Annotated in this window: 17 protein-coding genes; 11 read left to right on the top strand and 6 right to left on the bottom strand. The window is 61.7% G+C overall.

Annotation, left to right across the window (positions count from 1 at the left end):
• Positions 1-99: 99 nt before the first annotated feature.
• Positions 100-1,137, bottom strand: a complete 1,038-nt coding sequence (mgrA, locus tag NPS29_RS18555) for an L-glyceraldehyde 3-phosphate reductase (RefSeq protein WP_274134199.1) — start codon at positions 1,135-1,137, stop codon at positions 100-102.
• 131 nt (positions 1,138-1,268) lie between these two features.
• Between mgrA and NPS29_RS18550 the strand changes: the two genes are divergently transcribed.
• Positions 1,269-2,114 (top strand): LysR family transcriptional regulator, encoded by an 846-nt coding sequence (locus tag NPS29_RS18550; RefSeq protein WP_274134198.1) that lies wholly within the window; start codon positions 1,269-1,271, stop codon positions 2,112-2,114.
• A 130-nt stretch (positions 2,115-2,244) separates the two neighbouring features.
• Here NPS29_RS18550 and betT read toward each other — a convergent pair whose 3' ends face one another.
• Positions 2,245-4,239, bottom strand: a complete 1,995-nt coding sequence (gene betT, locus NPS29_RS18545; RefSeq protein ID WP_274134197.1) for a choline transporter BetT — start codon at positions 4,237-4,239, stop codon at positions 2,245-2,247.
• 291 nt (positions 4,240-4,530) lie between these two features.
• Positions 4,531-5,493: a serine O-acetyltransferase EpsC gene (epsC, locus tag NPS29_RS18540; protein ID WP_274134196.1), complete on the bottom strand. Its 963-nt coding sequence runs from the start codon at positions 5,491-5,493 to the stop codon at positions 4,531-4,533.
• 200 nt (positions 5,494-5,693) lie between these two features.
• Here epsC and NPS29_RS18535 point away from each other — a divergent pair, with 200 nt between their 5' ends.
• From NPS29_RS18535 to NPS29_RS18490, 10 genes are all read left to right on the top strand, one after another.
• Positions 5,694-6,692, top strand: coding sequence for a D-cysteine desulfhydrase (locus tag NPS29_RS18535; protein WP_274134195.1), 999 nt, complete (start codon positions 5,694-5,696; stop codon positions 6,690-6,692).
• A 315-nt stretch (positions 6,693-7,007) separates the two neighbouring features.
• The gene (gene tcyJ / locus NPS29_RS18530) at positions 7,008-7,805 is read left to right on the top strand and encodes a cystine ABC transporter substrate-binding protein (RefSeq protein ID WP_274134194.1); all 798 of its coding nucleotides are present in this window, start codon (positions 7,008-7,010) and stop codon (positions 7,803-7,805) included.
• A complete protein-coding gene (tcyL, locus tag NPS29_RS18525) occupies positions 7,802-8,470 on the top strand; it encodes a cystine ABC transporter permease (RefSeq protein ID WP_274134193.1) in 669 nt (222 codons plus the stop codon). The genes tcyJ and tcyL overlap by 4 nt, the downstream gene beginning before the upstream one ends.
• Positions 8,471-8,473: 3 nt before the next feature.
• Complete coding sequence (tcyN, locus tag NPS29_RS18520) at positions 8,474-9,217, top strand: L-cystine ABC transporter ATP-binding protein TcyN (RefSeq protein WP_274134192.1); 744 nt, start codon at positions 8,474-8,476, stop codon at positions 9,215-9,217.
• 561 nt (positions 9,218-9,778) lie between these two features.
• Positions 9,779-10,513 (top strand): hypothetical protein, encoded by a 735-nt coding sequence (locus NPS29_RS18515; RefSeq protein ID WP_274134191.1) that lies wholly within the window; start codon positions 9,779-9,781, stop codon positions 10,511-10,513.
• Between the two features lie 197 nt (positions 10,514-10,710).
• Positions 10,711-12,075: an LLM class flavin-dependent oxidoreductase gene (locus NPS29_RS18510; protein WP_274134190.1), complete on the top strand. Its 1,365-nt coding sequence runs from the start codon at positions 10,711-10,713 to the stop codon at positions 12,073-12,075.
• Between the two features lie 167 nt (positions 12,076-12,242).
• Positions 12,243-13,037, top strand: coding sequence for a MetQ/NlpA family ABC transporter substrate-binding protein (locus NPS29_RS18505; RefSeq protein WP_274134189.1), 795 nt, complete (start codon positions 12,243-12,245; stop codon positions 13,035-13,037).
• Positions 13,038-13,039: 2 nt separating this feature from the next.
• Entirely contained in the window at positions 13,040-14,167 is a 1,128-nt protein-coding gene (locus tag NPS29_RS18500; RefSeq protein ID WP_274134188.1) for a methionine ABC transporter ATP-binding protein, read from the top strand.
• Positions 14,157-14,801 carry a methionine ABC transporter permease gene (locus NPS29_RS18495; protein WP_274134187.1) on the top strand — a complete coding sequence of 215 codons (645 nt, stop codon included), beginning with the start codon at positions 14,157-14,159 and terminating at the stop codon, positions 14,799-14,801. The genes NPS29_RS18500 and NPS29_RS18495 overlap by 11 nt, the downstream gene beginning before the upstream one ends.
• Positions 14,802-14,958: 157 nt before the next feature.
• Complete coding sequence (locus NPS29_RS18490) at positions 14,959-15,585, top strand: class I SAM-dependent methyltransferase (RefSeq protein WP_274134186.1); 627 nt, start codon at positions 14,959-14,961, stop codon at positions 15,583-15,585.
• 119 nt (positions 15,586-15,704) lie between these two features.
• On the opposite strand, the gene NPS29_RS18485 is transcribed toward NPS29_RS18490, so the two are convergent.
• The 3 genes from NPS29_RS18485 to NPS29_RS18475 are packed head-to-tail and all read right to left on the bottom strand — an operon-like array spanning position 15,705 to position 21,024.
• Complete coding sequence (locus NPS29_RS18485) at positions 15,705-18,833, bottom strand: efflux RND transporter permease subunit (protein WP_274134185.1); 3,129 nt, start codon at positions 18,831-18,833, stop codon at positions 15,705-15,707.
• Complete coding sequence (locus tag NPS29_RS18480; RefSeq protein WP_274134184.1) at positions 18,830-19,900, bottom strand: efflux RND transporter periplasmic adaptor subunit; 1,071 nt, start codon at positions 19,898-19,900, stop codon at positions 18,830-18,832. Before NPS29_RS18480 ends, NPS29_RS18485 begins: the two co-directional genes overlap by 4 nt.
• Positions 19,897-21,024: an efflux RND transporter periplasmic adaptor subunit gene (locus tag NPS29_RS18475; RefSeq protein WP_425312532.1), complete on the bottom strand. Its 1,128-nt coding sequence runs from the start codon at positions 21,022-21,024 to the stop codon at positions 19,897-19,899. Before NPS29_RS18475 ends, NPS29_RS18480 begins: the two co-directional genes overlap by 4 nt.
• Between the last annotated feature and the right edge of the window lie 4 nt (positions 21,025-21,028).

Genomic DNA, 21,028 nt, shown 5'->3' with positions numbered 1-21,028 from the left:
TGCTCTTCCGATCTGCCGGCGGGGGCGTCCTTGAGATCGCCCCCGCCGGCAAGCCGTGCTGCTACGGTCGGAGTTTCAAATCACGTTACCGTAGGTGGATCACTCCGCCAACGACGGCCTGGCCCACAGGTTGATCCCGCCTTCCTGCGCGAACCGGTCGATCTCGGCCAGTTCTTCCTGGCTAAACACCAGGTTATCCAGCGCGCCCACGTTCTCGATGATCTGCTCCGGACGGCTCGCGCCGATCAGCGCCGAGGTGACGCGAGGGTCGCGCAGGGTCCAGGCCAGGGCCATCTGCGCCAGGCTCTGGCCGCGACGCTTGGCAATCTCGTTCAGCGCACGCACATGTTCGATGTTCTGCTCCGACAAGTGCGAAGCCTGCAGCGAACCTCCGCCCGGACGATTGACCCGCGCATCCTTCGGAATGCCGTTCAGGTACTTGTCCGACAGCAGCCCCTGCGCCAGCGCCGTGAACGCAATCACCCCCGAGCCCAGCTCTTCGGTGGTGTCCAGCAAGTCCTTCTCCACCCAGCGGTTGAGCATGTTGTACGCCGGTTGGTGAATCAGCAGCGGCACTTTCCACTCTTTCAGAAGCCCTGCGATTTCCCGCGTCTTGGCGCCCGAGTAGGAAGAGATACCGATGTACAGCGCCTTGCCCTGCTGCACGGCGGTGGCCAGCGCGCCTGCGGTTTCTTCCAGCGGGGTGTCCGGGTCGAAGCGATGCGAATAGAAGATATCCACATAGTCCAGGCCCATGCGCGCAAGGCTCTGATCCAGGCTTGCCAGCACGTATTTGCGCGAGCCGCCGCCCTGGCCGTACGGGCCAGGCCACATGTCCCAGCCGGCCTTGGTGGAGATAATCAGCTCGTCGCGGTACTGCTTGAAGTCTTCCTTGAGCAGACGCCCGAAGTTGATTTCGGCGCTGCCATAGGGCGGGCCGTAGTTGTTGGCGAGGTCGAAGTGGTTGATGCCCAGATCGAACGCCGTACGCAGCATGGCGCGCTGGGTGTCCAGCGGCGTGCTGTCGCCGAAGTTGTGCCACAGGCCCATGGACAGCGCCGGCAGTACCAGGCCGCTGCGGCCTACGCGGCGATAGGGCACGCGCTCATAGCGGTTTTCGGCAGCGATATAGGTCATACGGTCCTCTCTTCTGTATCTGAACGGATCAGCGATAAGAAACGCCAATGGATAAGCAGTGAAGCGAGTATATTCAGCCCTCGCTTACGCTGAAAAATGCTTTATTCCTCTGGCTGACATCGGTTCTTGATATGGATATTCGCCAACTCAACGCGTTCATTGCGGTGTTCGAAGAACGCAACATCACTTCGGCCGCCCAACGCCTGTTCACCAGCCAGCCCACGCTGTCGGTCACCATTCGCCAGCTGGAAGAGGCACTGGGCACGACGCTGTTCGAGCGCATGCCTCGGGGTGTGGAAGTCACCGACGACGCGCGCACGCTGTACCCGCAGGCCCGTCGATTGCTGGCTGAAGCCCAGGCGCTGAGCAATCAATTTCGTCAGCGCAATGACCGGTTGCTGCTAGGGATCGGGGTCGAGGGCGATATCGCCGCCAGTCATCTGGAAGCGTTTCTGGAGATGGCCTACCGGGTGGTGCCCAATCTGCAACTGACCCTGCAGGACGGTTGCGGCGGCGATGCGCGGCTGTCAGTGGAAGAAGATTGCTGCGAAGACGAGCTGTTCCTGCCGCTCTGGGAAGAGACTTTCGTGCTGGCGCTGCCCGCCGACCATGCCCTTGCTGGACGCGCCGAATTGAGCGAGGCCGATCTGCTGGATGTGCAGTGGATTACCTGCCCCTCGCATCCGTCTCATCAGCGCTTGATGGAGTTCTACACCCGCAGCGCCATACCGGTGGCTGCGGTGGCAGGTTCGTTGACTCTGGCGTTGCGGCTGGTCGCAGCGGGTGCGGGCCTGGCGATGCTGCCGGCGTCCATGCTCGGCCTGCATCAGGGGGTCGTCACCCTCCCCGCGCCGATCCCCAACCTCATTCGCCGGGTCGGGCTGTGCTACGCGGCACAAGCCCTCGACACCCCGGCGTTGACGTTGCTGCATGGGCATTTGCAGGGCATTACATCTCAGCAACACCTTGCCCCGTAGCAGCACGGCTTGCCGGCGGGAGCGTCGTGTCAGGCGATACAGCATTCACTGACCCACCGCTCCCGCCGGCAAGCCGTGCTGCTACGGATCGTGGGTGTTGGCCGGATGTCATTCCAGCCAGGGCCCACGCCTATCGCACCAAATGCAAAAACTGCATATGCCGTTCGTACTGATCGAGGATGTCGTTGATGACCTGCTCTCTGGTGTAACCCACCAAGTCGTAATCCTGACTGCCCTCGCTCAGGTGCACCTCGGCGCGGTAGTAGCGGCGGTTGTTCAGTTGTTTCGAGCCCATCCCAGCGCGGGCGAACGACGGCGTGAAATACCCGCGCATCGCCACCTGGTAGATGAATGGCCGCTCTTCGCCGTGGCCGATTTCCAGGCTGACGGTGTGGGTGACCGGGTCGGGCTGGGCGATGACGCTCAGGCCTTTCTCGACGAACACTGCCGTCACCTCTTCGATGGCCGGGCGCACCGTCTGGTCGAGGAAGCGATAGACCTCGTCCCGGGAAGGGAAATGCACCGCCTGGCTCAACCGCTGACGCCAGCCGCCACGACGTGATCCGGACACCGGCGCCAGCGAGTACAACTGCGCGATCTGCCGTTGGGACTCCATGTAAAACGCCTTGTGCAGCCCCCACATCATCGTCAGCAGAATCAGCGAGAACGGCAGCGAGGTCAGCACCACCGCCGACTTCAACGCATCGATGCTGCCGGAGAACAACAAGCCACTGGTAATCAGCGCCGTCATCACGCCCCAGAACACCCGCAGCCATTTCGGCCCGTCTTCGTCCGGGCTGCCGCCTTTGGCCGACAACGTGGACAGCACCACCGTGCCGGAGTCTGCCGAGGTGACGAAGAACACGAAGCTGATGAACACCGTGACCGCGATAACGGTCTTGCTCCACGGGTAGTTTTGCAGCATCAGGTACAAGGCCATGGACGGGTCGTCGATGGCCGCCTGCCCCAGCGCTGTCATGCCGTGATTGAGAAACTGATCAATGGCGCTGTTGCCGAAGATCGACATCCACGCCAGGGTGAAACCGAGCGGGATCAGCAGCACGCCGAAGACGAATTCGCGAATCGTCCGCCCCCGGGAAATACGAGCGATGAACAAACCCACGAACGGCGACCAGGCAATCCACCAGGCCCAATAGAACACCGTCCAGTCACCCAGCCAGGCGCTGGGACCGTCATAGGCGTACACATCGAAACTCTTGACCGGCAACGCTCCGAGGTAATCACCGATGTTCTGCACAAGGGTGTTGAGCAGGTGCTGGGTGGGACCGGCGAACAATACGAACAGCAGCAGCGCGCAGGCCAGCAGCATGTTGATGTCGGACATGACGCGCACGCCCTTGTCGACACCGGCCACCGCCACCAGGATCGCCGCGCCCATCATCAGGGTAATGAGGCCAACTTGTATCCACTGGGTATGGGGCACGCCGAACAGGTAATCCAGCCCCGAATTCAGGTGCAGCACGCCAAAACCCATGTCGGCGCCCAGGCCGAAGATGGTGGCGATGATGCCGAAGCCGTCCACCGCGTAGCCGATTGGCCCGTTGATGCGCTTGCCGATCAGCGGGTACAGCGCCGAACGCAGCGCCAGCGGTAGGTTGTGGCGATAGGCGAAGTACGCCAGCGCCATGCCGACGAATGCAAACACACCCCAGCCGTGCAGGCCCCAGTGCAGAAACAGCAACTGCATGGCCTGACGTGCGGCCTCGGTGGTGCCGCCAGCGCCTTGTGGCGGTTGCTGCAAATGAGTCAGCGGCTCTGACACACAGAAGAAAAACAGCGTGATGCTGATCCCGGCGGCGAACAGCATGCCTGCCCATGACAAGTAGCTGAACTCCGGTTCGTCATGATCGGCCCCGAGCTTGATCTTCCCGTAACCGGAAAACGCCGTGACGATCACGAACAGCAGGTACAGGGTCATGGCTAGCATGTAGTACCAGCCGACGGTATTGGCCGCCCAGTTCTGCGCAGCGAGCAGCCACTGGCCTGAGGCCTCGGGGAAGCTGATGACCACCAACCCGAAGATCAGGATGAAGGACGCAGCGAAGTAGAAAACGGGGGCATTCATGCGGACCGGCGCGCTGTTCTGCGCGTTCGGAACGCTCATGCGGCCACCGTTGCGAAGGTGGAAGAAACGTTCATGCAAGGCTGATGCGGCAAGGGTAGGCCTCCTGTTGTGAGGGCAGCGAACCACCGGTTTAACTTGATTGAACGTTCAATTAAAGCACGGATAGGGGGTGGAGGACCAATCGCGGGGACTGACGGGTACACAACAAAGGCGTCGAACCATGGACCTGTAGGAGTGAGCTTGCTCGCGATGGCGGTGTGTCAGGCACCATCAATGTGACCGTTCTGACGCAATCGCGAGCAAGCTCACTCCTACAGGAAACGGGAGTCGTTACTTCTGCGTCCCGTCATCATGCTGCAGGTTCGCCTGGTTGACGTTGCTGCCCGACGGCACGCCGCGGGTCAGCCAGACGTTACCACCAATGGTCGAGCCCTGGCCGATGGTGATGCGTCCCAGAATGGTCGCCCCGGCATAGATCACCACGTCATCCTCAACGATCGGATGGCGCGCATGGCCTTTCTGCAACTGGCCGTCTTCATCGGCCGGGAACCGTTTGGCGCCCAGGGTCACGGCCTGATAAATCCGCACGCGCTCGCCGATGATCGCCGTCTCGCCGATCACCACACCGGTGCCGTGATCGATGAAGAAGCTCGGGCCGATCCTGGCCCCAGGGTGGATGTCGATACCGGTGGCCGAGTGCGCCAGCTCCGAGCTGATCCGCGCCAGCAGCGGCAGGCCGTTGAGGTACAGGTGGTGGGCCAGGCGGTGATGAATGATCGCCAGAATGCCCGGGTAGCACAGCAACACCTCATCGACACTGCGCGCCGCCGGGTCACCGTGATAGGCGGCCAGCACGTCGGTATCGAGAATCCGGCGGATGCCCGGCAGCGCACTGGCGAAATCCTGAATCAGCCGCTCGGCGTGCACGTCGGCGCAACTGGCGTCTTCGCCACGCTGGCGAGCGACATAACGCAGCTCAAGGCGCGCCTGGGCCAGCAGGGAATTGAGCGCCACGTCCAGGGTGTGGCCCACGTAGAAGTCTTCGCTTTCCTCGCGCAGATCAACCGGCCCCAGACGCATCGGGAACAACGCACCACACAAGGCTTCCAGGATGTCGCGCAGGGCTTCGCGCGAAGGCAGCTCGCGGCCGCCCTTCTCGCCACTGATGCGGCCGTTGCTGGTGCGCCAGTCATCACGTGCGGCGCGCAACTCACCAACGATCCGCTGCAATTGCCAATGGCCGGTCACGCCCTGGGCACAGTCTTGCGGGGACAGTTCAGGAATAGTGCTCACGCAGATTTCTCCTCAGTTCGACGGCTCGTCAGGCTGGACATGGCCGAAGGTTGGATCACTCTACGGCAATCATTCAGGGCAAAAAAATAACAATTTTCGTGAGGTCATAACCCGCAGTCATCAGCGATCGGTCAGGTTGCCCTGCAGGAAGGGTCTGCCTATAGTCCAGCGACTCACTCGCAAGACGTACCGACATCATCATGATCAAACAACAGCTCGACCGCTTCAATCGCCTGGAACTGCTGGGCGCGCCAACGCCACTTGAAAAGCTCGAGCGCCTGTCGGCCTGGGCCGGCCGCGACATCTATGTGAAGCGCGACGACATCACGCCGCTGGCGATGGGCGGCAACAAGCTGCGCAAGCTCGAATACCTGGCTGCCGATGCGCAGGCGTTAGGCGCCGACACACTGATTACCGCAGGCGCGATCCAGTCCAACCACGTTCGCCAGACCGCCGCGTTGGCCGCCAAACTGGGTCTGGGTTGCGTTGCGCTGCTGGAAAATCCGATCGCCACTGAAGACAGCAACTACCTGGGCAACGGCAACCGCCTGCTGCTGGATCTGTTCGACGCCAAGGTCGAGCTGGTGGAAAACCTGGACAACGCCGACGAGCTGCTCCAGGCCCTGGCCGCGCGCTTGCAGGCCAGCGGCAAGAAACCCTACCTGGTGCCCATCGGTGGCTCCAATGCGCTAGGGGCCTTGGGTTATGTGCGGGCAGGCTTTGAGCTGGCCGAGCAGATCAAGGCCACAGGCGTTGATTTCGCTGCCGTGGTGCTCGCCTCCGGCAGCGCAGGCACCCACAGCGGTCTGGCGCTGGCGCTGGCCGAAGCCTTGCCGCAGTTGCCAGTGATTGGCGTGACAGTCTCGCGCCCGGAAGAAACCCAGGCACCCAAGGTTCAGGGCCTGGCCGAGCGCACCGTCGAACTGCTGGGCACATCGTTGCCGCAGGCGTTCAAGGTGCAGCTATGGGACGAGTATTACGGCCCGCGTTATGGCGAGCCCAACGCCGGCACGCTGGCGGCGGTCAAGCTGCTGGCCAGCCAGGAAGGCCTGTTGCTGGACCCGGTATACACCGGCAAGGCCATGGCCGGGCTGCTGGATGGCATCGGTCGCCATCGCCTGGACGACGGCCCGGTGATCTTCCTGCACACCGGCGGCGCGCCTGCTCTGTTTGCGTACCCGGATGTGTTTTCAGGCTGATCAGCACCCCGTAGCAGCACGGCTTGCCGGCGGGCGCGGTGGGTCAATCGATACTGCATTGCCTGACACGACGCCCCCGCCGGCAAGCCGTGCTGCTACGGGAAGGTGTCGTGTCACCTGGTTGCGCAAAGTTCTATATTCAAAAAAAAGATAAGCGATTCATTTTTAATTATTTTTAATCCTAACCAACGCCTCATATGATTCACGCCAGCACCCGCCAAGCGCGCTAAAAAAGCTGGATAAACACGCGGTGCCACAGTAGTTTCGTCAGGTCTGACGCTAACCTGACATACCAATTAAAAACAGGGGACTCACATGAACATGTCTGCTATCCGTCGTACCTTCCTGCTATCGGCTCTGGGTCTGGTGCTGGGCACCGGCCTGGTGACTCAGGCCGTCGCTGGCGAGCAACTGGCGACCATCAAAAAGAACGGCACCCTCAACGTCGGCCTGGAAGGCACCTACCCGCCTTTCAGCTTCGTGGGTGAAGACGGCAAGCTGACCGGTTTCGAGGTCGAGTTCTCTGAAGCGCTGGCCAAGGAGCTGGGCGTCAAGGTCAAGCTGAGCGCTACCCCGTGGGCCGGCATCCTGGCAGCGCTGGAATCCAAGCGTCTGGACGTGGTGGTCAACCAGGTGACCATCTCCGACGAGCGCAAGAAGAAATACGACTTCTCCGAACCCTACACCGTCTCGGGTATCCAGGCGCTGGTGCAGAAGAAGGACGAAAACAAGTTCCCGACGCCAAAGGACCTGGACAACAAGAAGGTCGGCGTGGGCCTGGGCACCAACTATGAACAGTGGCTCAAGGAAAACGTGCCGGGCGCCATCGTCAAGACCTACGACGATGATCCGACCAAGTACCAGGACCTGAAAGTCGGCCGTATCGACGCCATTCTGGTTGACCGCCTGGCCGCACTGGACCTGATCACCAAGACCAAGGACAACCTGGCCATCTCCGGCCCCGCGTTCTCCCGTCAGGAAGCCGGTATCGCACTGCGCAAGGGCGAGCCTGAGCTGCTGGAAGCCCTGAACAAGGCCATCGACAAACTGCGCGCCGACGGCACCCTGGCCAAGCTGTCCGAGAAGTACTTCAAGGCTGACGTGACCAAATGATTTCAGAGAGCATTCAGCTCGCGCTGGACTCCGCGCCCTTTCTACTCAAGGGCGCGTACTACACCGTTGGCTTGAGCCTGGGCGGAATGTTTTTCGGATTGGTGCTGGGCTTCGGCCTGGCACTGATGCGTCTGTCCAAGGTCTGGATCATCAGCGCCATCGCGCGGGTCTACGTGTCGTTCTTTCGCGGCACGCCCCTGCTGGTGCAGCTATTCGTGATCTATTACGGCCTGCCTGACCTGGGCATCGAACTGGATGCCATCAGCGCAGCCCTGATCGGTCTGTCGTTGAACATGGCCGCCTACGCCTGCGAAATCCTGCGTTCGGCCATCGGCGCCGTGGACAAGGGCCAATGGGAAGCGGCCGCCAGTATCGGCATGACCCGTGCCCAGACCATGCGCCGGGCGATCCTGCCGCAAGCCGCACGCACGGCGTTGCCGCCGTTGGGCAATAGCTTCATTTCGCTGGTCAAGGACACGGCCATGGCCGCCACCATCCAGGTGCCGGAAGTGTTCCGCCAGGCGCAGTTGATCTCTTCCAGAACCCTGGAAGTCTTCACCATGTACATCACCGTTGCGTTGATCTACTGGGTACTGTGCAGTGTGCTCGCGCACTTCCAGAACCGTCTTGAATCGCGGGTCAACCGCCATGATCAGGAGTCCTGAGGCATGATCACGGTTGAGAAACTGACCAAGGAATTCAAGGGCAACCAGGTGCTCAAGGGCATCGATCTCAAGGTACAGCCGGGCGAGGTGGTGGCGATCATCGGCCCCAGCGGCTCGGGCAAGACCACCCTGCTGCGCTGCCTGAACCTGCTTGAGGAACCGAGCAGCGGCACCATCACTGTGGGTGACATCAGGATCGACGGCAGCAAGCCGCTGAGCCAGCAAACCGCACTGATCCGCCAGTTGCGCCAGCACGTGGGCTTCGTGTTCCAGAACTTCAACCTGTTCCCCCATCGCACCGCGCTGGAAAACGTCATCGAAGGCCCGACCGTGGTCAAGAAGGTGCCGCGTGAACAGGCCATCGAACTGGGCCGCAAGCTGCTGGCCAAGGTCGGCCTGGCAGGCAAGGAAGACGCCTACCCACGGCGCCTGTCCGGCGGGCAGCAACAGCGCGTGGCGATTGCCCGTGCGCTGGCGATGGAACCCGAGGTGATTCTGTTCGACGAACCCACCTCGGCCCTCGACCCGGAACTGGTGGGCGAGGTGCTCAGCGCCATTCGCGCCCTGGCCGAGGAAAACCGCACGATGGTCATCGTCACCCACGAGATGAAGTTCGCTCGCGACGTGGCCAACCGCGTGGTGTTCATCGACAAGGGCGTGATCGTCGAACAGGGCGACGCGAAGGAGTTGTTCGCCAATCCCAAAGAGGAACGTACCCGGCAGTTTCTGGAACGCAGCAGAAACTAGTCCTACACCTCTGCTACTTGAAACGGCGCCATCGAGCGCCGTTTTCTTTTTTCTAACATTTGGCAAACACCGAACAGGTCAGTTTTTTTGGGGCCTCAAGCGTTGGTGCTTGCGTCTCCTATCAGGTTTTTCTATCAAACCTGCCTGCATCTGCCTTTTCCCTTCCCCCCGACAATTGAGTCTCTACGCGCGGACAAATAACCGGTTCACAGCGCCCCCCCCTACTCGGTAGGCATCAGATAAATGGCAGCCGTGAGTAGGACACAAGGGCAGTCGCCCGCACCCCTGATAGAGAAAACTCTGTAGGAACATTCTGTTTCACTCACTAATAAAGCCTCATATCTTTTTGATTGTTGACTTAAATGCTGCAACACAATTAGCTCAGTGACGGCCTCGAAAATAATCTCGGAAAAATAGCAATCCTGAATATTGCACCGTTTGTAATGTTTGCCTTCGCTAGACATCAGGCATGTACTAGCGGCGCCGCTGTGAACTTGCACTTGCGTTGAACAACATCGGCAAACGCCTTTTCTGTCGTTTAATTCCAATGAGTATTCGAACATGATCAAGACCCCTGTCAGCCACACGCCCCTCCAGCTCCTGGCGCCTTGTCTGCCGCAGTCGAACAAGCACGGTATTGGTGCCCTGGCGGCCGCGAACCTGGTGGTTCACATCCCTGCCTACAGCGAAATGGAATGCGCAGACCTCATCGAACTGTTCTGGGGAGACTGTTACGTCGCATCAAAACTGTTATCCGAGTCCGACATAGGGAATGCATGCGTCCTACATGTTCCGGAAAGTTTTCTACAAAGTGGAAAGGTGAAGACTTACTACAAAGTAACCAAGATCGGCAGCGAACCCGTGCAATCACCGGCATGCAAACTTTGGGTCAAACTGGAGATGCCTGGCGGTCATTTGGTGAGTGCCGACGGAGAGGAAAACCAGGGATTGGCACCCGTGACCTTTGCAAGCGCGGTGATGCGTGATGGCCTGAGTACACAGCAACTCGAACGCGGCGTCGACATCACCATCGCCGGTTATCCCAACATGCAGGCTTACGACGAAATCACATTGCGCTGGGGGGATATCCGGATGGACCTGCCGGTACTCACCGAGCATCAGGTCGGCAAGGCTATCGACGTCCACGTCCCGGCTGAACTGATACGGGAAGCCGGGGAAGACCTGCATCAGGAAGTGACCTACTGCGTCATCGACCGGGTCGGCAACAACTCGCGCTGGGCGCCGGCCAGGTCGATCCGGGTGGGCGTCGATGGCATCCGGAATGACGATGCATGACAGGGCGGAAAGCGTCGATGCTCCCTTCTATGGTTATTCCGAAATGTTAGTTCTGTAATTTTTTATAAGCGATTAGGGTATATGCACCGGACCACCGGACCCCATTCAGTTTTCCTGCCGCTCAAGCGGTATCGAATTGAGGTTCCAATGGTCACGTACAACCACCAAAGTGCCCGCGCTCAGGGGGCTACCCGCCCATGAGCAAGAAAAAAATCCTGCTCAATGCGTTCAACATGAACTGCATCGGCCATATCAACCACGGGTTCTGGACCCATCCACGGGACACCTCGACCCAGTACAAGACGCTCGACTACTGGACGAATCTTGCACAACTGCTTGAGCGCGGACTCTTCGACGGCCTATTCATCGCGGATATCGTCGGCGTCTACGACGTCTACCAGAAATCCATCGACGTGCCGTTGAAGGAGTCGATCCAGCTACCCGTCAACGATCCGCTGCTGCTGGTCTCGGCCATGGCAGCGGTCACCAGGCACCTGGGGTTCGGCCTGACCGCCAACCTCACCTACGAGGCGCCCTATCTGTTCGCCCGGCGCATGTCGACGCTCGATCACCTGACGCGCGGCCGGGTGGGCTGGAACATCGTCACCGGCTACCTGGACAGCGCCGCCAAGGCCATGGGCCTGACGGAGCAAATCGAGCACGACCGCCGCTACGATCAGGCCGACGAGTACCTTGAGGTGCTCTACAAGCTCTGGGAAGGCAGCTGGGAAGACGATGCAGTGATCGAGGACCGTGCCAGGCGCGTGTATGCGCAGCCGGAAAAAGTGCACTACGTGCGCCACAGCGGCGAGTTCTACCAGGTCGAGGGCTACCACCTGTGCGAGCCCTCGCCACAACGCACGCCGGTGCTGTTTCAGGCTGGCAGCTCGGAGCGGGGCCTGGCGTTCGCCGGCAGCAATGCCGAGTGCGTGTTCATCAGTGGGCAGAACAAGGCCGCGACCCGCGAGCAGGTCGACAAGGTACGCGCCAGCGCCGTGGCAGCCGGCCGCAACCCGGACGACATCAAGGTGTTCATGGGGCTGAACGTGATCGTCGGCGCCACCGAGGAGGCGGCTCGGGCCAAGCACGCCGAATACCTGGGATACGCCAGCGCCGAGGCAGGGCTGGCGCATTTTTCGGCGTCCACTGCCATCGATTTCTCTGAATACGAACTCGACGAGCCGATCCAGCACGTCAAGAGCAACGCCATTCAATCGGCGACGAAGATCCTCAAGAACAACGACTGGACCCGCCGCAAGCTGCTGGACCAGCACGCGCTGGGCGGGCGCTACATCACGGTGATCGGCTCGCCGCAGCAGGTAGCCGACGAACTGGAATCCTGGATCGCCGAGACAGGCCTGGACGGCTTCAACCTGACCCGCATCGTCACCCCGGAGAGCTATGAGGATTTCATCGACCTGGTGATCCCTGAGCTGCAAAGGCGCGGCTCGTACAAGACCGCCTACGAACCCGGCACTTTGCGCCAGAAGCTGTTTGCCGAGGGTGACGGGCGTTTGCCGCAGCGCCATGCGGGTGCCGGGTATCGCGTTTCTAACCAATGATCCTTATCGACTGGCCTGACGTCATCGCGAGCAAGCTCACTCCTACAGGTACGGGGTTGATCGGAGGATTCGTGAACGACGCAGCTCCTGTAGGAGTGAGCTTGCTCGCGATCGGCGGCCAGAAAATTCAACAGATCTCATCAGACAATTGAATCGGAATACCGACAATGACAAAAACCCTCCTCACCCTCGCCCTCTCCCTTGGCCTGTTCACCGGCATCACCCACGCCGCCGAACAACCCTTGAAGGTCGGCACCACCGCCGCGTTCGCCATCCCGCTGGAAGCCGCGGTGGCCGAGGCCGACAAGCAGGGCCTGAAAGTCGAGCTGGTGGAATACACCGACTGGATCGCGCCCAACGTCAGCCTCAACGCCGGCGACATCGACGTGAACTACTTCCAGCACATACCTTTCCTCGAGAACGCCAAGGCTGCCTCCGGTTTCGACCTGGTCCCTTTCGCCCCCGGAATCATCAACAACGTGGGCCTGTATTCGAAGAAGTACAAAAGCTTCGACGAGCTGCCCACCGGCGCCAGCGTGGCCATCGCCAACGATCCGATCAACAGCGGGCGCGGCTTGCAACTGCTGGCCAAGGCCGGGCTGATCACCCTCAAGCCGGGCGTAGGCTACAAGGCCACCGAAGATGACATCACGGCCAACCCCAAGAAGCTCAAGATCATTCAGGTGGAGGCGGTGCAACTGGTGCGCGCCTATGACGACGCCGACCTGGTGCAGGGCTACCCGGCCTACATTCGCCTGGCGAAGACTTTCGACGCAGGCTCGGCGATTCTCTTCGACGGCCTCGATCACCCCGAGTACGTGATCCAGTTCGTCATCAAGCCGGACCACAAGAACGACCCGCGCCTGGCGAAGTTCATCGACATCTACCAACACTCCCCTGTGGTACGCGCCTCGCTGGATAAAGTGAATGGCTCGCTGTACCAGGTCGGCTGGAAGAACTGACCATGACCGCCACCGCGCAACGCTCACACTCGCTGCAAACGCCCGATAGCCATAGCGCCGTCCAGACCGAACTGCACCCGGAAAAAGCCAGTGCCCACGTGCGTTTCAGCCAGTTGGGCAAGATGTACGAGGGCCAGCAGGGACCGGTTGCGGCCCTGCAAGGCATCGACCTGGATATCCAGCGCGGCGAGGTGTTCGGCATCATTGGCCGCAGTGGCGCAGGCAAATCGTCGCTGATCCGCACCATCAACCGCCTTGAACAACCCAGCAGCGGCCGGGTGCTGATCGATCAGATCGACATCGCCGCCTTCAACGAAGACAAACTGGTGGAACTGCGTCGACGCATCGGCATGATCTTCCAGCACTTCAACCTGATGTCGGCCAAGACCGTGTGGCAGAACGTCGAGTTGCCATTGAAAGTGGCGAAGGTGCCCAAGGCGCAGCGCCAGCGCAAAGTCGCCGAGTTGCTGGAGCTGGTGGGCCTGCAGGACAAGCACCACGCCTACCCGGCGCAACTGTCGGGCGGCCAGAAACAGCGCGTCGGGATCGCCCGCGCCCTGGTGCATGACCCGGCCATCCTGCTGTGCGACGAAGCGACTTCGGCACTGGACCCGGAAACCACGCAGTCGATCCTGGGCCTGCTGCGCCAGATCAATCAGCGCCTGGGCCTGACGATCATTCTGATTACCCACGAGATGGCCGTGATCCGGGAAATCTGCGACCGCGTGGTGGTGCTCGAACAAGGCCGGATCGTCGAGCAAGGCCCGGTGTGGCAGGTGTTCGGCGACCCTCGCCACGAGGTCAGCAAGACCCTGCTCGCGCCGCTGCAACACGCGCTCCCGGATGACCTGCAGGCACGACTGCAACCCCAGCCGTCGGCCAGCCATGCCAGCGTGGTACTGGACCTGCAATTCACCGGCGGCAATGGCAGCGAGCCGGACCTGTCCGCGCTGTTCAATGCCTTCGGCGGGCGGGTCAGCCTGTTGCATGGCGGCGTCGAACGGATTCAGGGGCGGGCTTTGGGTCACCTGTTGCTCGCCGTCGCTCACTCGCCACTGTCGGTGGACGAACTGCTCATCCGCGCCCGCAAACAGGCGCAACACGCGAAGGTACTGGGTTATGTGGCTTGATCGTTTGTGGCAAGGCGTCATCGACACCTTTCTGATGGTGGGCGTGTCATCGCTGATCGCGCTGATTCTGGGGATTCCGCTGGCGGTGGTTCTGGTCACCAGCGGCAAGGGCGGTATCTTCGAAGCGCCGAACGTCAACCGCGTGCTCGGCGCCTTCGTGAACGTCTTTCGCTCGGTGCCCTTCCTGATCCTGATGGTCGCATTGATCCCCTTCACCCGGCTGATCGTCGGCACCACCTATGGCGTGTGGGCCGCCGTAGTGCCACTGACCATCGCCGCCACACCGTTCTTCGCCCGCATCGCCGAAGTCAGCCTGCGCGAAGTCGACCATGGCCTGATCGAAGCCGCCCAGGCCATGGGCTGCCGCCGCTGGCACATCGTCTGGCACGTCCTGCTGCCCGAAGCCCTGCCCGGCATCGTCGGAGGCTTCACCATCACCCTGGTCACCATGATCAACTCATCGGCCATGGCCGGCGCCATCGGAGCAGGCGGCCTGGGCGACATCGCCTACCGCTACGGTTACCAGCGTTTCGACACGCAGGTGATGCTTACCGTAATCGTGTTGCTGGTGATTCTGGTCGCCGTGATTCAACTGGGCGGTGACCGACTGGCGTTGCGGTTGAACAAGCGCTGACCTCGTAGCAGCACGGCTTGCCGGCGGGGCGGTGTGTCGGTCGGAAATTCTTTATCTGACACACCGCTCCCGCCGGCAAGCCGTGCTGCTACGGGGCAGGTTGCGGGAAGCGAGGGGCGGGGTATATTGGCCGCTTCCCCGCTCAGAATGTGTACCGATGAAACTCGATCCGCAGGACCTCGCCCAGATCACCGCCGTCACCCTTGGCAACTACAACGATGTTGCAGAGGATTTTCGTGAGGGTACGCGCGATCACGATGTCAGCCAGAACATCGACGCCTTGTTGCGCAATATTCAGGGCCAGGCACCGTTTCAGATTCTGGATTTCGGCTGCGGACCGGGGCGGGATCTGCGCACTTTTACCGCCATGGGGCATGTCGCTGTCGGTCTGGATGGCTCTGAGCGCTTCGCCGAGATGGCCCGGGCCGACAGTGGTTGCGAGGTTTTTCATCAGAACTTTCTGGAGCTGGACCTGCCTGACCAGCGTTTCGACGGGATTTTTGCCAATGCCTCGCTGTTTCACGTTCCCCGGCAGGAGTTGCCGCGTGTACTGAAGGAGTTGCGGGCGGCGTTGAAGCCCGGTGGTGTGCTGTTCAGTTCAAACCCGAGGGGGAGCAACCAGGAAGGCTGGAAGGGCGAGCGCTATGGCTCGTTCCATGATCTGGCATCCTGGAGTGGGTTGCTGACCGAGGCGGGGTTTGTCGAGGTCGAGCATTATTACCGTCCGGCGGGATTGCCGCGAGAGCAGCAGCCGTGGCTGGCGAGTGTCTGGCGCAGGGTTTGACGCATCCGCATCCCCGTAGCAGCACGGCTTGCCGGCGGGGGCGGTGTATCAGTCGAATAATGATTGGCTGACACACCGCTCCCGCCGGCAAGCCGTGCTGCTACGGAGTAAACTGAGGATCATTCCACTGCTGGATGTGCCCCTTCGTCGCTCTGTTCCTCCTTGCGCCGCTGCTTCTCGGCTTCGGCCTTCTCGCGCTGCTCTTTGGTTGGCTCCTTGATCTTGTACCAGGCCACATACAGCGCCGGCAAAAACAGCAGAGTCAGCAGCGTGGCGATGATGATCCCGCCGATCATCGCGTAGGCCATCGGCCCCCAGAACACTTCGCGGGCGATGGGGATCATGCCCAGGCTCGCGGCGGCGGCGGTCAGCAGGATCGGCCTGCGGCGGTGCTCGGTGGCTTCGGCCACGGCGTCCCACGGCAGGTAGCCGGCCACCTCGTACTCGTGAATCTGCGTCACCAGAATCACCGAGTTGCGGATGATGATGCCGATCAGCGCGAGAATCCCCAGGATCGCCACGAAGCCCATCGGCGTGCCCGTCGGCACCAGCGCCAGCACCACGCCGATCAGGCCCAGCGGCGCGACGCTGGCCACCAGAAACATCTTCTGCACGCTGTGCAGCTGGATCATCAGGAAGGTCGCCATCAAAAAGATCATCAACGGCACCACTTTGGCAATCGGCCCCTGGGCCTTGCCACTCTCCTCTACCGTACCGCCCGTGGCGATCTTGTAACCCACCGGCAGGTCGGCCGCGAACTTGTCGATATCGGGCTTGAGCTGCTTGACCAGATCGGTAGGCTGGATCTCGTCGCGCACCGCCGCCTTGAGGGTAATGGTCGGTTTGCGGTCGCGGCGCCAGACCAGCGGCTGCTCCAGCTCATACCGCACATTGGCGAACGCCAGCAACGGAATCGAGGTGCCGCCCTGGGTGACGATCTGCAGGTTCTGCAGGGTTTCCGGCGAGCCGCGCTCCGAATCCACCGCACGCCCGACCACGTTGATGAGGTAGATGTCGTCACGCACCTGGGTCACGTTGGCGCCCACCACGATGGTGTTCATCAGTTGCGCCACGTCCTCGGACGACAGCCCCAACTGGCGCGCCTTGTCCTGGTTGATGTCGATGCGCAGCACTTTGCCCGGCTCGTTCCAGTCGTAGATCATCTCGCCGATGTGCTGGTTCTTGTCCAGCAGGGTGGCCAGGTCGATGGCGTGCTGACGCACCTGATCGATGTTGTCGCCACTGACCCGGTACTGAATCGGCCGCCCCACCGGCGGGCCCATCTCCAGCGGCTGCACGTAGGTGCCGATGCCGACGAAGTCCTCGCGCAGGCGCTTTTTCAGCCGCTCCATCAGCGCGCCCCGCTCTTCCAGGCCCTTGCTGACGATCACCAGTTGCGCGTAGTACGGGTTCTCCAACTGCTGGTCCAGCGGCAGGTAGAACCGCACCGCGCCCTGGCCGATGTAGGTGCTCCAGCGCACGATGTCCGGGTCGTCCTTGATGATCGCTTCGAGCCTGTCGACCGCCTTGCGCGTCTCGTTGATTGAAACGTTCTGCGGCAGGTTGAGGTCCAGCAGGATCTCCGGACGGTCCGATGACGGGAAAAACTGGTTCTGCACGAAGCGCATGCAAAACAGTGCGGTGGCGAACAGCGCGATGGTGATGATGATCGCCAGCCAGCGATTGCGCATGGCCCAGAACATCGAAGCGTTGAAGCCCCGGGCGATGCGTCCCGGTGGTTTCTCGTCATGCTTCTTGATCTTGTCGCTGAGGATGTGAACCCCGATCACCGGCGCGAACAGCACCGCAACCACCCACGACACCAGCATCGCCACGGCAATCACCGCGAACAGGGTGAAGGTGTACTCGCCCGCCGAACTGGCGTTCAGGCCGATGGGCACGAACCCGGCCACGGTCACCAGGGTGCCGGTCAGCATCGGGAATGCCGTGGAGGTGTAGGCGAAGGTCGCGGCCTGTTCCTTGGAATCCCCAAGCTCCAGGCGGGTGACCATCATCTCCACGGTAATCATCGCGTCGTCCACCAACAGGCCCAGCGCGATGATCAGCGCGCCGAGGGAAATACGCTGCATGGTGATGCCGCTGTATTCCATGAACACGAAGACCATCGCCAGCACCAGCGGGATCGAGCACGCGACCACCAACCCTGCACGTACGCCAAGGCTGATGAAGCTGACCACCAACACGATGATGACCGCCTCGAACAGCGCGCTGGTAAAGCCGCCCACGGCCTTCTCGACCACCTGCGCCTGATCGGACACGACGTGCACACCCACGCCGATGGGCAGGTCGGCGGTGGCCTGGTCCATGCGCGCGTGCAGGTCCTTGCCGAACTCCTGGACGTTGCCGCCCTTCTTCATCGCGATGGCCAGGCCGATGGCAGGCTTGCCGTCGAAGCGGAACAGCGGCTTGGCTGGATCGACATAGCCGCGGCTGATTTCAGCGACGTCGCTCAACCGATAGAAACGGTCATTGAGCCGCAGGTTCACGTTCTCGAGGTCCTTCTCCGACTCGAACTGCCCGGAGGTGCGCACGGAAATCCGCTCGGGCCCGGCTTCGATCACCCCCGCAGGCGTCACGGCGTTCTGCGCTTGCAGGCTCTGCACGACCTGCCGCTGATCGAGGCCCAGGGCTGCCAGTTTGCGGGTGGAGAAATTCAGGTAAATCACTTCGTCCTGCTGGCCGATCATCTGGATCTTGCCCAGCCCCGGCACATCGCGAATTTGCACCCGCACCTGCTCCACGTAATCGCGCAACTGGCGCAGGGTCAGGCCGTCGGAAGTGAAAGCGTAGATGGAGCCGAACACGTCACCGAATTCGTCGTTGAACGCAGGCCCCTGAATGCCCTGGGGAAAGGTGCCGCGAATGTCGTCGATCTTCTTGCGCACCTGGTACCAGATTTCAGGAATCGCAGCGGCGCTGGTGGTGTCGCGCAGGTAGACGTAGACCGTCGATTCCCCTGGCCGGGTGTAGCTTTTCACGTAGTCGAGGGAGTCCAGCTCTTCGAGCTTCTTCTCGATGCGGTCGGTGACCTGTTCGAGGGTTTCGTCCACCGTCGCGCCGGGCCAGCGGGTCTGGATGACCATGGTCTTGATGGTGAACGACGGGTCTTCCTCGCGACCCAGGTTCATGTAGGAGAACACGCCCATCAGCAGGCCGACGAACATCAGGTACCAGACGAAGGACTGATGCTTGATCGCCCATTCGGAGAGGTTGAAGTTCCCTTTCATCGTGGGCTGTCCTTATCGACTTTGACTTTCTGACCGGGCTTGAGGCTGTTCACCCCGGCCGTGACCACGCGCTCGCCGCCCTTGACTCCACCGGCCAGCACCACGGTGTTGCCGTCACGGCTGACGACTTTTACCGGGTGCGGGGAAACGGTCTGGCTCTGCATGTCGACGATCCAGATCCGGGTCTGGCCGTCGGCTTCCTGCAGCACGTTGGCGGGCAACTCGATGCGCGGCTCGATGGCCGAACTCAGGGTGACGCTGATCGCCGTGCCCAGCCGGAATGCCGTTGGCGTGTCAGCCAGCGTCAGGCGTGCACGACGGGTGCGGGTCGAGCTTTCGGCCTGGGGTTCCAGTTCGCGAAGGGTCGCGGTGGTGTTGATATCCGGCTCAAGCTGACTGGCGACCTTGAACACCACATCCTGCGGCAACTGTTCGGCCAGCGGCGCGGGCAGGTCGATCACCGCTTCCTTGATGTCGGGGCGGGCCAGGGTCACCACCTGTTCACCGGCGCTGACCACTTGCCCGGCCTCGGCTTTCCATTGAGTCACGACGGCGGCGTGGTCGGTTCGCAATTCGCTGTAGCTCAATTGATCCTGCGCCTGCTGCACCGAGGCCTTGGCCTGATCGAAGGACGACTGGGTGGTTTTCAGGTCGGTCACCGCGACGTCCAGCGCCGCCTGGGCGCCCACGCCACGGTCGAACAGCTCCTGCTGGCGCCGGGCATTGGCCTGGGCATTGATGTACTGCGCCTGCACCCTGGCCAGGTCGCCCTGGCTGGCGCGTACCTGGTTTTGCAAGTCCGTGGGGTCGAGAGTGGCCAGCAGCTGGCCTTTTTCCACCTCGCTGCCCACATCGACGCTGCGCGACGCGATGCGTCCCGAGACACGAAAACCCAGGGTGCTTTCATAGCGCGCCGCGATGTTGCCGGCGAAGCGACCCAGGCTCTCTTCGGCCTGAGGCTTGACCTCCATGAACAGCACCGGGCGAACCGGCTCCGGCGCAGGCTCTTCCTTGCTACAGGCCGCCAACAAAAGCGCACCCATCACCACCAGCGGCAGACGCTTCATTGCGTTGCTCCCACCGGTTGTTTGTAGACCTGGGCCAGTTCGACCTGCATGTCCGGGTGCAGCAGCTGATTACCCGCGATCACCACCTTTTCGCCGTTTTTCAGGCCATCGACGATGATGACTTTGCCGGTCAGATAACGCCCCACCTTGACGCCACGCAAGCTGGCCTTGTTCTGGTCATCGACCACCCACACCGCAGGCTGGCCGAGCTGATCGCCCAGGCCCTTGGTCAGCGCCGACCACGGCAGCTCGACACTTTGCCTGGCGGGCACCGTGAGCGCGGCGCTGACCACCGAACCCAGGTCCATGCCTTCGGGCAACGAACTGAGGGCGATTTTTACCTGCAAAGTTCCGGTCTGCGCGGACACCGCCGGGGTGACTTCGCGCACCTTGCCGCTGGCCTTGATTTTCGGGTTATCGAGCAGCGTGACTTCCACCGGCTGATCGGTGGGCGGCTGAACGAACAGTGATTCGTAGACGTTGAACACCGCGTCACGTTCGCCATCGCGGGCCTGGCTGAAAATCGGCATCGTCGCCTGCACCACCTGGCCGACTTCCGCCTGACGAGCAGTGATGATCCCCGGCGCATCGGCGATCAGCGCGGTGTAACCCAGTTGCTCGCGGGCGTTGGCCAGTTGCGCCTGGGCGGCCTTGAGCGCGCTCTGGCTGCTGCGCAGTTGCGCCTGGGCGGAGTCATATTCGCTCTTGCTGGTGTAACCCTTGGGCAGGAGTTTCTGCTGGCGCACGAACGCCGCAGCGGTCTGTTTGACCCGCGCCTGCTCGGCGGCTTCGGCAGCCACGGCCGAATCGACGCTGGTTTGCAAATCCTTGGGGTCGAGCCTGGCCAGCACTTGCTTGGCGGTGATGCGATCGCCGACATCCACCGAACGCTGAATGATCTTGCCGCCCACGCGGAACGAGAGCTGGGTCTGCACCCGGGCCTGGATATCGCCCGTCAGGGTGACGGCGGCGGCGAATTCAGCGGTTTTGACTTCCTGAATCTGAACGCGCGGGCGCACCGGTTCGCTGGGTTTCTTGTCGCCACACCCGGCCATCAGCGCCAGGCAAAGGCACAGCCCAAGGATGGGCAGTCTGAATCCACGCGTCGAAGGTTGGGCGGGCATGCAA

This window comes from Pseudomonas putida, from assembly GCF_028682175.1.
Lineage (GTDB): Bacteria > Pseudomonadota > Gammaproteobacteria > Pseudomonadales > Pseudomonadaceae > Aquipseudomonas > Aquipseudomonas putida_AD.
The sequence above is the reverse complement of the archived record's forward strand: the minus strand, read 5'-3'. Positions and strand labels throughout refer to the sequence as shown.